This window comes from Bradyrhizobium sp. SOJA106 (genome assembly GCF_059448745.1).
Genome location: NZ_CM182549.1, coordinates 1080159 through 1093188, shown reverse-complemented (window position 1 = coordinate 1093188; position 13030 = coordinate 1080159). Strand labels below are relative to the sequence as shown.

General features: G+C 65.6%; 10 protein-coding genes. 5 read left to right on the top strand and 5 right to left on the bottom strand.

From position 1 onward, the window contains the following. Positions 1-85 precede the first annotated feature (85 nt). The 3 genes from AC5V87_RS05095 to AC5V87_RS05085 all read right to left on the bottom strand — a co-directional run bounded on the left by AC5V87_RS05095 (position 86) and on the right by AC5V87_RS05085 (position 5698). Complete coding sequence (locus tag AC5V87_RS05095) at positions 86-3247, bottom strand: multidrug efflux RND transporter permease subunit (protein ID WP_495370182.1); 3162 nt, start codon at positions 3245-3247, stop codon at positions 86-88. A gap of 6 nt (positions 3248-3253) precedes the next feature. Further along, positions 3254-4447 (bottom strand): efflux RND transporter periplasmic adaptor subunit, encoded by a 1194-nt coding sequence (locus AC5V87_RS05090; protein WP_495370181.1) that lies wholly within the window; start codon positions 4445-4447, stop codon positions 3254-3256. 231 nt (positions 4448-4678) lie between these two features. Next, entirely contained in the window at positions 4679-5698 is a 1020-nt protein-coding gene (locus tag AC5V87_RS05085) for an SAM-dependent methyltransferase (RefSeq protein WP_495370180.1), read from the bottom strand. A 252-nt stretch (positions 5699-5950) separates the two neighbouring features. Here AC5V87_RS05085 and AC5V87_RS05080 point away from each other — a divergent pair, with 252 nt between their 5' ends. From AC5V87_RS05080 to AC5V87_RS05065, 4 genes are all read left to right on the top strand, one after another. Beyond that, a complete protein-coding gene (locus AC5V87_RS05080; protein ID WP_456841066.1) occupies positions 5951-6970 on the top strand; it encodes a flagellar motor protein MotA in 1020 nt (339 codons plus the stop codon). Positions 6971-7156: 186 nt separating this feature from the next. After that, on the top strand, positions 7157-8185 hold the full coding sequence (locus tag AC5V87_RS05075; RefSeq protein ID WP_495370179.1) for a peptidoglycan -binding protein: 1029 nt from the start codon (positions 7157-7159) through the stop codon (positions 8183-8185). Between the two features lie 129 nt (positions 8186-8314). Continuing rightward, positions 8315-8761 carry a GNAT family N-acetyltransferase gene (locus AC5V87_RS05070; protein WP_495370178.1) on the top strand — a complete coding sequence of 149 codons (447 nt, stop codon included), beginning with the start codon at positions 8315-8317 and terminating at the stop codon, positions 8759-8761. A gap of 87 nt (positions 8762-8848) precedes the next feature. Next, positions 8849-9064: a hypothetical protein gene (locus AC5V87_RS05065; RefSeq protein WP_495370177.1), complete on the top strand. Its 216-nt coding sequence runs from the start codon at positions 8849-8851 to the stop codon at positions 9062-9064. A gap of 68 nt (positions 9065-9132) precedes the next feature. On the opposite strand, the gene AC5V87_RS05060 is transcribed toward AC5V87_RS05065, so the two are convergent. Next, entirely contained in the window at positions 9133-10983 is a 1851-nt protein-coding gene (locus AC5V87_RS05060) for an ABC transporter ATP-binding protein/permease (RefSeq protein ID WP_456841069.1), read from the bottom strand. A 201-nt stretch (positions 10984-11184) separates the two neighbouring features. On the opposite strand from AC5V87_RS05060, the gene rpmE reads away from it, so the two are divergent. Further along, on the top strand, positions 11185-11412 hold the full coding sequence (gene rpmE / locus AC5V87_RS05055) for a 50S ribosomal protein L31 (RefSeq protein ID WP_027553890.1): 228 nt from the start codon (positions 11185-11187) through the stop codon (positions 11410-11412). Positions 11413-11530: 118 nt separating this feature from the next. Here the strand turns inward: rpmE and AC5V87_RS05050 are convergent, their stop codons facing one another. Continuing rightward, on the bottom strand, positions 11531-12895 hold the full coding sequence (locus AC5V87_RS05050; protein WP_495368595.1) for an IS1182 family transposase: 1365 nt from the start codon (positions 12893-12895) through the stop codon (positions 11531-11533). Positions 12896-13030 lie beyond the last annotated feature (135 nt).

Genomic DNA, 13030 nt, shown 5'->3' with positions numbered 1-13030 from the left:
TGGTGCGAACGTACACCGCTTCAATCCAGAGATGCAGTTTGGATTGAGGACGCCGAGAAAGCAAGCCGACCGACCGATCCGGCGTTCAGTGGCCCGCCCTTGCCGGCGCGGGCGGCCCATACGCCTCGGGCTTCTTCCCCTCCGTCTGCTCCCGATCGCCCGCCAGCACGCGCTGCACCGAGACGAAGAACACCGGCACCATCAGCAGCGCCAGGATCACCACCGCGATCATGCCGCCCATCACGACGCTGCCGAGCGCCTGCTGGCTGGCGCCGCCGGCGCCGTGCGCGATCGCCATCGGCAGCACGCCGCAGATGAAGGCAAGGCCGGTCATCAGGATCGGGCGGAAGCGCAGGCGGCAGGCTTCGATGGTGGCGTCCACCAGCGGCTTGCCCGCTTTGCGCAGATCCTTGGCGAATTCGATGATCAGGATCGCGTCCTTGGCGGCGAGACCGATGATGGTGATGAGGCCGACGGTGAAATAGACGTCGTTGGGCAGGCCGCGCAGCATCGCGGCGATGACCGCGCCGACGATGCCGAGCGGCACGGTGAGCAGCACCGCGAGCGGAATGGTCCAGCTCTCGTAGAGCGCGGCCAGACACAGGAACACCACGAGCACCGAGAGGCCGAGCAGGAACGGCGCCTGCGAGCCCGACAGCTTCTCCTGCAGCGACTGTCCGGTCCATTCATAGCCGAAGCCGCGCGGCAGCCTGCCCGCGAGCCGCTCCATCTCGGCGATGGCGTCGCCCGAGGTGAAGCCGGGCCTGGCTTCGCCGGAGATGCGCACCGCGGGATAGTAATTGAAGCCGGCGATCTGCGTCGGGCCGCGCGCCCATTCCACCGTGGCGAAGGACGAGAACGGCACCAGCTGGCCGCGGCTGTTTTTGACGTTGTAGTTGAGGATATCCTCGGTCCGCATGCGGTCGCGGCTATCTGCCTGCACCACGACGCGCTGCATGCGGCCGCGGTTCGGGAAGTCGTTGATGTAGTTCGAGCCGAGATTGGTCGAGATCGTGTTGTTGATGTCCTCGAAGGTGACGCCGAAGGCGCCGGCCTTCTCGCGGTCGATCACGAGATTGACCACGCCCGCCTCGGGCAGGCCCTCGATATAGACCTTCTGCAGCACCGGGCTCGCATTGGCGTCCGCGATCAGCTGGTCGGCCGCGCGCATCAGGGCGGAATAGCCCTTCTGGCCGCGGTCCTGGAGGCGGAACGAGAAGCCCGAGGAGTTGCCGAGATTGTCGATCGGCGGCGGCTGCAGCGCGGAGATCTTGGCGTCGCGGATCGACGCCCCCAGATCGCGGTTGATGTCATTGACGATCGCCGCGGCGGAATCCTTCGGCCCGCGCTCGGACCAGTCCTTCAAGGTGATGAAGGCCTGCGCGGTGTTCATGCCCTGGCCGGAGAAGCTGAAGCCGGTAAGGAAGGTGACATCCTTCACGCCCGGCCGCTCGGCGAGATATTTCTCGACCTTCTCGATCACGGCTTCCGTGCGCGGATAGGAGGAATCCGATGGCGTCTGCACGTCGGTGGTGACAAAACCCTGGTCGTCGATGGGCAGGAAGCCGCCGGGCAAATTGATGAAGGCCCAGGACAGACCCACCAGCAGCGCGGCATAGACCAGCATGAGGCGGCCGGTGCGCTTGAGCGAGAAGCCGACGGTGCGGGAATAGCGCTCCTTCCCGCCTTCGAGCATGCGGTTGAACCAGCCGAACACGCCCTTCCTGGCATGACCGTGACCGGCGGCAACGGGCTTGAGCAGGGTCGCGCACAGCGCCGGGGTCAGCGACAGCGCCAGGAAGGCGGAGAAGCCGATCGCGGCGACCATGGTCACCGAGAACTGGCGGTAGATGATGCCGACCGAGCCCGGGAAGAACGCCATCGGCACGAACACCGCCATCAGCACCAGGGTGATGCCGATGATGGCGCCCGATATCTGCGACATCGCCTTGCGCGTCGCCTCCTTCGGCGACAGCCCCTCCTCGCTCATGATGCGCTCGACATTCTCGACCACGACGATGGCATCGTCGACGAGGATGCCGACCGCGAGCACCATGCCGAACATCGAAAGCATGTTGATGGAGTAGCCGGCGAGCAGCAGCGTGGTGCAGGCGCCCAGAAGCGCCACCGGCACCACGATGGTCGGAATGATGGTGTAGCGGATGTTCTGGAGGAACAGGAACATCACCACGAACACCAGCACCACCGCTTCGACCAGCGTCGACAGCACTTTCTTGATCGAGGCCTCGACCACTGGCGTGATGTTGTAGGGGATCTCGTAGGTGATGTTGGCCGGGAAGAAGCGCGACAGCTCCTTCATCTTCTCCTCGACCGCGCTCGCGGTCGCCAGCGCGTTGCCGGTCGGCGACATCAGCACCGAGAGACCGGCGGTCGGCTTGCCGTTGAGGCGCGTGTTGAACTGGTAGCTGAGGCCGCCGACCTCGATGCGCGCGACGTCGCGCAGGCGCACGGTCGAGCCGTCGGCATTGGCGCGCAGGATGATGGCGCCGAATTCATCGGGCGAGGAGAGCTGGCCCTTGACCAGGACCAGAGCGGAGGTGCGCTGGGTCGCGGTCGACGGCTCGGCGCCGATGCTGCCCGAGGCGACCTGCGCGTTCTGCGCGGCGATCGCCTTGTTGACGTCGTCCGCGGTCAGGCCATAGCCGACGAGCTTTGCCGGATCGACCCAGACGCGAAGCGAGCGCTCGGTCGAATAGAGCGTGGCGCGGCCGACGCCGGGGATGCGGCGGATCTCGCCGAGCACGTTGCGGATCATGAAGTCGCCGAGGCCGACCTCGTCCAGGCTGCCGTCGGTCGAATTCAGCGTGATGATCTGGAGCACGGCGCTGGATGCTTCCTCGATCAGGATGCCCTGCTGGATCACCGCGCGCGGCAGGCGCGCCTCGACGCGCTTGATGCGGTTCTGCACCTCGACCGAAGCCGCACTGGTATCGGTGCCCGGCTGGAAATTGGCGATGATCTCGACCTGGCCGAGCGAGTCGCTGGTCGATTCGAAATTGAGGATGCCGGAGGCGCCGTTGAGCTCCTCCTCGATCAGGCGCGTGACGCTGTTGTAGAGGTTTTCGGGCGAAGCGCCGGGATAGCTGGTCGAGATCGAGATCGAGGGCGGCGCGATGATCGGATATTGCGCGATCGGCAGCAGCGGTACCGCGATCGCGCCGATCAGACAGATGAACAGCGCGACTACCCAGGCAAAGATCGGCCTGTCGATGAAGAAACTCGGCATGGCGGATTACCGCGTGACTTTCTCGGCGTGCCGGTTGTCCGCGGTCGCGTCCGCCTCCGACCAGGATTGCGGCTTGACCTTGTCGCCGGCTGCAAACTTCTGGAAGCCTTCGACCACGACCTTGTCGCCGGCCTTCAGGCCCTCGGTGACGAACCAGAAGCCGTCCTGCACCGAGCCGGTGCGTACCGGCTGCACCGCGATGCGGTTGTCGTCCTTGACCACGAACACCTCGCTGCCGCCGCCGCCATTGCGCTGGATCGCCTGCTGCGGCACCGCGATGGCATCGGAGTCGAGGCCCTGGTCGATGCGAACGCGGACATACATGCCCGGCAGCAGCTCGCGCTTCGGATTGCGGAACTCGCCGCGCAAGGTCACCTGCCCGGTATGGGCGTCGACCTTGGCGTCGGAGAACAAGAGCTTGCCGTCGAGCGAATAAAGCGTGTTGTCGTCGAGCACGAGGCGGACCTTGGCGGCATCGGCGGCGATCCGCTCGAGGTCGCCGCTCTCAAAGGCGCGGCGGAGCTGGTTGAGCTCGGTCACCGACTGGGTGAAGTCGGCATAGATCGGATCGAGCTGCTGGATGGTGGCAAGATTGGTCTCGTTCTGCACCGCGAGCGCGCCCTCGCTGACGAGGGCCGCACCGACGACGCCCTCGATCGGCGCGCGCACGGTGGCATAGTCGAGATTGAGTTTTGCGCGGGCGAGCTCAGCCTTGCGGCCTTCGACCTCGGCCTGGGCCTGGCGCTCGGCGGCCACCGCCCTCTCGTTCTCGGCCTCGGGCGCGGCGCGCTGGCTGGTCAGCGTGGCGATACGGTGCGCCTGCTGCTTGGCCTGCATCAGCGCAGCCTCGGCCTTGGCGAGCGCGGCCTCGTTGGCCATCACCTCGACCTCGAACGGACGCGGATCGATGCGGTAGAGCGGATCGCCGGCCTTCACCTCGCTGCCCTGGCGGAACAGGCGCTCGACCACGATGCCGGAGACGCGCGGGCGCACCTCGGAGACCCGGGTCGGCGCGATACGGCCCGGCAGCTCGCGCACCACGGCACGGGCCTGCTGCTTGACGACGACGATGCTGACGTCAGGGTCCGCCGGCGGAGCGGCGGAGACGGCCGAGCTCGATTCCTCGCAAGCTGCGAGCAGCGGCGCAAAGGCCGCGAGCATCATTGCAACGCATGCCGATCGCGCGCGAAGTCCTGACATGAAGTTAAGTGCCTCGAGGTTGTTGAAAACTGATCACACGCCGCGCCGGCCCGTTCTGGACAAATCCGCGCGGCTCGTGCCGTCAAAATAGAATGGACTTGCTGCGACGCAACGCGTGCGGCGGGCGGCTCAATGTCACACGGCCTATGGCGCTGACTTCTGGAGGCTTTTCTGGACTCACCGGATTGTGAGTCCGGCTCCATCACGGCGTGCTGCGACGGAACATCGCAATCACCCCGCGGCTCTCATCCGATACCGGCTGACGCCCCATTCGGTTCCGTGGGCATAGCCGAACAGGCCCGAGGTCGCGAGCAGGAACCAGCGCCAGCGGCGCATCCAAAGGCCGGCCTCCTCGCCATGGACGTTGCGCAAGCACGCTTCGATCGCATCGCGATGCGCATCGAAATTGGCGAGCCAGTCGTTCGCGGTGCGCTGATAGTGCGTGCCGCTCCAGCACCATTCCTTCTCGACCGAAAAGATGTCGTCGAACTGCCTGACGAGGTGATGGCTCGGCATCAGCCCGCCGGTGAAGACGTGCTGGGCGATCCCGTTCTCGCGATCGATCCGGTCGAACAGATCGGAGCCGGCGCGATGCGTGGCGATGTGCATGAAGAAGCGCCCCTCGGGGGCGAGCCACGACCGCAGGCGCGTCATCAGCTTGCGCCAGTTCATGACGTGCTCGAAGGTCTCGACCGCGACGATGCGGTCGAACGCGCCTTCGGGTGCGAACACGCACATGTCCGCATCGACCACGCGCAGGTTCGACAGCCCGCGCAGCCGCGCCTGTTCCGCGACATAGGCTCGCTGCGCCTGCGAGTTCGACACCGCGGTCACCGTCGCGTGCGAAAACCGCCGCGCCATCCACAGCGACAGCGAGCCCCAGCCGCAGCCGAGCTCGAGGATGGCCTGGCCGTCGGCGATGCCGGCATGCTCGACGGACTGCCGCAGCGCCTCCTCTTCCGCCTCCTGCAAGGTGGTCGCGTCGGACTTGTAGAAGCAGCAGGAGTATTTGAGGTTGGGGCCGAGCAGTTGCGCAAAGAACGCTGCCGGCACTTCATGATGTCCGGTATCGGCCTCGCCAGCGATCGGCCGCAGGATCATCCGCCCGGCGAAGGCGGCATCGTCGGCTGCATCCAGCGCGGACAGGCGCGAGGCCGTGCGCGAGCACAGGCGCTGGATCGCGGCGCGGATCACGACGTCGGGCAGCGGCACGCGTTCGGCAGTCCCGATGATGGCGGAGACAACGCTCATGCGACCACTCCCTTGGCAGATCTCGCGGGGGCAGCGGAGGGAAGAACGGGCAAGTACCGGCAACGACTAGGGTAGCCCCAGGGCACCGGCGGCCTTGGGGGATGGCGAACTCTTGCAGACGACGAGATATCAAAGCACGGTTTCCGCTTTGGGTTCCGGGCACTGTCCACGAAATCGGCGCATCCGGCGCTTTTTTTGGGCCGGCGCTGTGCCATAGTGCGCACTGCAATCAAGTTACGGATGATACCGGCCATGCCGCCTGGCGCCTCGCCCCGCTCCTCCATGGATATCGAGTACACGAAACTGTCCTCACCCAGCGTCTTCCTGGTGCGGATGCTGGTCTTCCTGGTGCTGTGCACCCTGGTGGGCGTGGTGCTCTACAAGCAGATCATCCAGGCCTTCTTCGCCAATCCCGGGCTCAATGCCCTGATCGGCGGCGTGCTGTTCATCGGCATCATCCTGGCCTTCCGCCAGGTGATCCGGCTCTATCCTGAGGTCTCCTGGGTCAACAATTTCCGCATTGCCGATCCTGGCCTCGCTCCGTCCCGGCACCCCAAGCTGCTGGCGCCGATGGCCGCGATCCTCGGCGGCGAGCGCTCCGGGCGGATGAGCATCACCCAAACCACCATGCGGCACCTGCTCGATTCGATCGCGACCCGCCTGGATGAAGCCCGCGACATCTCGCGCTACATGACTGGGCTGTTGGTCTTCCTTGGCCTGCTCGGCACCTTCTGGGGCCTGATCGAGACGGTCGGTTCGGTCGGCAAGGTGATCGACGGGCTGAAGGTCGGCAGCGATTCCGGCGCCCTGTTCGACACCCTGAAGGAGGGCCTCGCCGCCCCGCTCGGCGGCATGGGCATCTCGTTCTCCAGCTCCCTGTTCGGCCTGGCCGGCTCGCTGATCCTGGGCTTCCTGGATTTGCAATCGAGCCAGGCGCAGAACCGCTTCTACACCGACCTCGAAGACTGGCTCGCCACCACTGTGCGCGAATATGGCAGCGGCGAAGTCCCCGTCCCCGCCGCTGGCGGCGGCGTCGCCGGCGGCGAGCTTCAGGCGGCCGTCGAACGCTTGCGCTCCGTGCTCGAGGAGGGCAGCGCCAGTCGCGGCACCACCGCGGCGATGGCAAGCCTTGCCGAAGCCATCCAGGCGCTGGTCTCGCATATGCGCACCGAGCAGCAGATGATCCGCGAATGGGCCGATGGCCAGGGCGAGCAGAACCGCGAGATCCGGCGCCTGCTGGAACGGCTCGCGCGCCAGCCAGAAAAGGGCTGAAGACCGGAAGGTTTCGTGCCCCGGACGCGATGCAGCACCGGAAGCGCGTTTAGGCGCGTCTTCGCCACGCTATGGTGATGCATCGCTGAGCCGGGACCTGGAGACGAGAATGGATCCCGGCTCTGCGCAGCAGCGTTGCACGCTGCAGCGCATCCAGGACACGAGAGAAGAAGCGGAGAACGATAAATGGCTCTAGCGCGCGGCCGCCGCAGCGAAGGCGCCTTCAACTACTGGCCCGGCTTCGTCGACGCGCTGTCGACGCTGGTGCTGTCGATCGTGTTCCTGCTTTCGGTCTTCCTCGTCGTGCAATTCTTCCTGTCGCAGGAGGTGACAGGCAAGGACAAGGCGCTGGAGCAGCTCAATGCCAAGATTGCGCAGCTCAACGAGCTGCTCTCGCTGGAGAAGCTCGGCAAGCTCTCGCTCGACGACCAGGTCGCGCAGTTGAAGGCGGGCCTCGCCTCGGCGGAGTCCGAGCGCGACCGCATGAAGGGCCTCTATGAAGGCCTTGCCAACGCCGGCAATGACGCGCAGGGCAAGACCGCGGAGCTCGGCAAGGCGCTGGACTCGGAAAAGGCGGTCTCGGCGCGGGCGCTGGCGCAGATCGAGGTGCTGAACCAGCAGATCAGCGCGCTCAGACGGCAATTGGCGGCGCTGGAGGAGGCGCTCGATGCATCCGAGAAGCGCGACAAGGAATCGCAGAACCGCATCGCCGATCTCGGCTCCCGCCTGAACGTCGCCCTAGCGCAGCGCGTGCAGGAATTGTCGCGCTACCGCTCGGAATTCTTCGGTCGCCTGCGCGCGATCCTAGGTAACCGCCCCGACATTCGCATCGTCGGCGACCGCTTCGTGTTCCAGTCCGAAGTGTTCTTCGACACCGGACAGGCGACATTGCTGCCCGAGGGCCGCGCCGAGCTCGAGACGTTGGCGACCGCGCTGATCGATCTCGACAAGAAGATCCCGAGCGAAATTCCCTGGGTGCTGCGCGTCGACGGCCATACCGACTTGCGCCCGGTCAACGGCCCGAACTTCAAGTCGAACTGGGACCTGTCCGCCGCCCGCGCCATCTCGGTGGTGCAGTACCTGATCTCGCTCGGCGTCCCCGCCCAGCGCCTCGTCGCCGCCGGCTTCGGCGAATTCCAGCCGCTCGACACCGGCAACACCGAGGAGGCCTACAAGCGCAACCGCCGCATCGAGCTGAAGCTGACGGAGCGGTAGCGTGAGGGGCGCGCGATACTCACCGCACCGTCATGGCCGGCTTGTCCCGGCCATCCACGATCTTCGCTCTGCACCGATAGAAAGGCGTGGATGCCCGGGACAAGCCCGGGGCATGACGACCTTTGTAAAATGAGTACCATCCACCTCCGCCCTTACCTTCCCGAGGACGAGGCAGCCTCGATCGACCTCTGGCATCGCACTTGGCAAGAGGCCTATCCGCAGATCGATTTTGCCGCGCGGCTCACATGGTGGCGCGAGCGCTGGCGCAAGGATCTGGTGCCCAACGCCCAAATCATCGTCGCCGAGCAGGACGGCGCGCTGACCGGCTTCGTCACCATCGACGGCGAAGGCTATCTCGACCAGCTCGTGGTCGATCCAGATCACTGGGGCTCGGATGCGGCGCGACTGCTGGTGGATGAGGCGAAACGGCTGTCGCCATCGGGCATCACGCTGCTCGTCAACAAGGACAATGCCCGCGCTATCCGCTTCTACGAGCGCAACGGCTTTAGCCACGCCGGCGACGACGTGAACCCGACCTCGGGCCGGCCGGTGCTGAAGATGATCTGGCGGGCGTGATCTGGCGGGCGTGATTCCAGTCACGCGGGGATCCCGCGGCGTCGGTTATTCGTTGTGTCAGCGATGGCAGGCGGATGGAGACAATCGATGAAGCTGAGCGAGCTCGCCAAGGGATCCTCGGTGATGCTGGGCGTCATCGTCGCCGGATTTTTATCGACGACCTATGTCGACCAGCATTTTGCAACATCGAGCGCCGCTCCGCCGACGAACAGCCCCGGACCGTCGGCCTGCGTGGACACGGACGGAAGCTGGAAGAATTGGCCGTGGCCGAATGTGCCGGCGCTGTCGCCGAAGTGCCAGTGAGCGCGGCTCGAAAACGAGCCGTCATGCCCCGGCTTTCGCGGGCAATGACACGTGAATGAGGCGGCGTCTCACGCCCCCTCGAACTGCAACCTCGCCAGCCGGGCGTAAAGCCCGTTCGCCGCGACCAGCTCGGCATGCGTGCCCTGCTCGACGATCCTGCCCTGGTCCATCACCAGGATGCGGTCGCAGGAGAGGACGGTGGCGAGGCGATGCGCAATGACGAGCGTGGTGCGGTGACGCATCAGCTCTTCCAGCGCGGTCTGCACCAAGGTCTCGCTTTCGGCGTCGAGCGCGGAGGTGGCTTCATCGAGCAGCAAGAGCGGGGCATCGCGCAGAATGGCGCGGGCGATCGCGATACGCTGGCGCTGGCCGCCCGACAGCGTCACGCCGCGCTCGCCGAGCGGGGTCTCATAACCTTCGGGCAGGCGGCGGATGAACTCGGCGGCGTGCGCGAGCTCGGCCGCGCGCTCGACCTCGGCATCGCTCGCATCGGGCCGGCCGAAGCGGATATTCTCGCGGGCGCTTGCCGCGAACACGTTGGACTCTTGCGGCACCAGCGCGATGCGGGAGCGGAAATCGCGCGGATCGGCAGCCTTCACCGGCACGCCATCGAGCGAGATCGCGCCGCTGCGCGGATCGTAGAAGCGCAAGAGCAGATGGAAGATCGTGCTCTTGCCGGCGCCGGAGGGACCGACGATCGCGACCTTCTCGCCGGGGCGAATGGTGAATGAGACGGCGTCGAGCACATTGACGTCGGGCCGCGCGGGATAAGCGAAGCTGACATGGTCGAAGCCGACCTCCCCGCGCGCCGGCACCGGCAGGGCGCGCGGCGATGCGGGCGCTGCGATTTCTGGCTGCACGTGCAGGATCTCGAACAGGCGCTCGGCTGCGCCCGAGGCCGCCGCGACCTCGCCCCAAACCTCGCTGAGCTGGCCAAGGCCTGCCGCAGCGAAGGCGGCATAGAGCACGAACTGGCCGAGCCGGCCCGGCGTGATGGTGCCGGTCAAGACGTCATGCGAGCCGATCCAGAGGATCGCGACCACGCTTGCGAACACGATAAAGATGATGACGGCCGTCAGCACCGCGCGCGCCTGCGTCGAGGTCCGCGCGGCCTCATAGGCCTGCTCGACCTCGCCGCCGAAACGTTTCGCGGCCAGCCCCTCGCTGGTATAGGCCTGCACCGTGCGAATGGCGCCGACCAGCTCGCCGGCATAGGCGGAGGCATCGGCCAGCGTGTCCTGCGCATTGCGCGACAGCCGCCGCACCCAGCGGCCGAAGGCAACCAGCGGCAGCACGATCAGGGGAATGGCGAGCAGCACGAAGCCGGAGAGGCGCGGGCTGGTGATCACCATCATCGCCGTGGCGCCGACGAACATCATGAGATTGCGCAGCGCGATCGAGACCGAGGCACCGACTGCGGATTTGATCTGGGTGGTGTCGGCGGTGAGGCGGGACACCAATTCGCCGCTGCGCGCGGAATCGAAGAAGGAAGGCGAGAGCGAGAGCAGATGGGCAAAGACGTCGCGCCTGAGATCGGCGACGATGCGCTCGCCGATCGTCATCACGAGATAATAGCGCGAGGCGCTGGCGAGCGCGAGCACGGCGACCACTGCGATCATCACCGAGAAATAGCTGTTGATCAGCGCGATGCCTTCCGGCGAGAGACCGAAATCGATCATCCGGCGCACCGCGACCGGCACCAGCAGCGTCGTCAGCGCCGCGATCGTCAGCGCGACGAAGGCGAGCGCCGCGCGGCCGCGATAGCGCGCGACATAGGGCGCCAGCGCCAGCAGCGGCCGCAGCCTGGCGCGGCTCTTGGCGGGCTGCTCGATCAGCTCGGCTTCGATCGACGGGGCTTCCGCCTGTGCGCTGTCGCGCTCGTCGCGGTACTGGTCGTCAAGCCGTTCCACAGCGCTCATGAGATCCGGACCCAGGGAGACAAGTCAGCTCCACATAGGCCGGTGCAGGAGGAGTGGCAAATCCGGGATGTCCCTTAAGGGTGGGCCCGGTTCTTAAGTCCCCACAATGGCTTGTTTTAGGGGACCTCGTGGGGTATAGAGCCGCCCAAATCCGTCATTCAATAGTCACTCAAGCAAGGCGCCGGGCGCCGAGGAATTGCCATGAAAGCCGAAATTCACCCGAATTATCATACGATTACGGTCGTCATGACGGACGGAACCGAGTACCAGACCCGTTCGACCTGGGGTAAGGAAGGCGACAAGCTGCACCTCGACATCGACCCGAAGTCGCACCCGGCCTGGACCGGCGGCTCGGCCCAGATCATGGATCGCGGCGGCCGCGTCTCGCGCTTCCAGAAGAAGTTTTCGGGCTTTCTCAAAAAGGATTGAGCCGGCCCGCAAGGGTTGGAACGCAAAGCGCCCCTGGCAAACCAGGGGCGTCAGACCGCTGACAAACCCCGCCGTTTCTTTGGCGGGGTTTTTGTTTTGAGGGTGGGCTGAGGACCACTCAGGCCGGCACGGGCCTCGGGGCCAGGGCGAGAGCCATTTTCTTGATGTTCTGGGCGGCTGCGGCAAGCAGGCACTGGCAGGTGACAGCCAGTAGGCCGCGGAAGCGCGCGTAGCGATGACCATGGAGTTGCTTGGCGTCGGCAAAGGAGCGCTCAACCGTTTCCTTGCGGCGCTTGTAGATGCGCTTGCCCCAGGGTGTGAGCCGATGAGCATCGAGGCGTTCGCGCGCATCGGCCCAGACATGCCTGGTGATCAGGCGAACGGCGTTGCGGCTTGAGGTGCAGGAGGCCAAAAGCGGGCAGGTTTTGCAGATGGTCGGATCGCTCTGGTAGTGGCGATAGCCGGTGCGGTCGGTGGTGGCGTAGGCGAGCAGCTGGCCTTGCGGGCAGCGGTAGCCATCGACATCCGCCTCATAGGCAAATGCCTTATTCGCCATCATACCGGGGCGCGGCGGCGTTGGCCGACGATAGCCGGTGACGCCCAGAATGCCGCGCTGTTCCAGCCCTTGGGCGATGCCGGAGGTGGCATAGCCGGCGTCTAGCCCGACGGCTGCGACCTCGAAGTCAAAGCGTTGCCGTTGACGGTCGAGCCGGCCGAGATAAACGATCGAGTCGTGGACATTGGCAGGTGTCGCATAGGTATCGGTGATGATGCCGAGCTGACCGTCGACGGTGCGGTGATCCAGGTAGAAGAAGCCCTTCGGCTTGCCTTCGCGCACCATGTAGCCGGCCTCCGGGTCGGTCCGCGAGACCTTGGTCTCTTTCTCGGCCGGCTGGCGTTCTTTCTCCGGCAGCGGCTTCTTGCCGTGCGCGGCGCGATCTTGCTCGATCGCTCCATCCAGCGCATCCCAGTAGTCCGCGCGCGACTTGGCGATCACCGCGGTGTCATAGCGGTTCTTGTTGGCGTTGGCCTTCAGATGCGTGGAGTCGGTGTAGAGCACCGTGCCATCGACCAGCCCCTTGGCGATCGCCTGAGCCACGATCGCATCGAAGATGTCCTGCGCCACCCTCGTATCGGTGTAGCGCCGCCGCCGGTTCTGGCTCAGCGTCGAGGCGTCGAACACCGGATCGGTCAGCTTGAGCCCCAAAAACCAGCGATAGGCGACGTTGACCTCGATCTCACGCACCAGCTGCCGCTCGGAGCGAATGCCGAACAGATAGCCGATGAACAGAGCCTTGAACATCAAGGTCGGATCCAGCGGCGGACGCCCGTTGTCCGGGCAATAAAGTCCGGCAACCCGATCGTGGATGAACGAAAAATCGACCACCGCCTCGATCTTGCGAAGCAGGTGATCCTTCGGAACAAGACCGTCGAGACTGACCATCTCCCAGGCGGTCTGTTGCGGCAGCGGCTTCCTCAGCATGCCATCTTGAATCAAAAACCCCCGGCAAAAGCCAGGGGTTTGTCAGCGATCTGGCGGCAAACCAGGGGCGTTTTTGTTTTGGGGGATGCCGCAATGTCGCTACCAGGCCCGTCATCCTGAGGCGCGAGTGGCGCG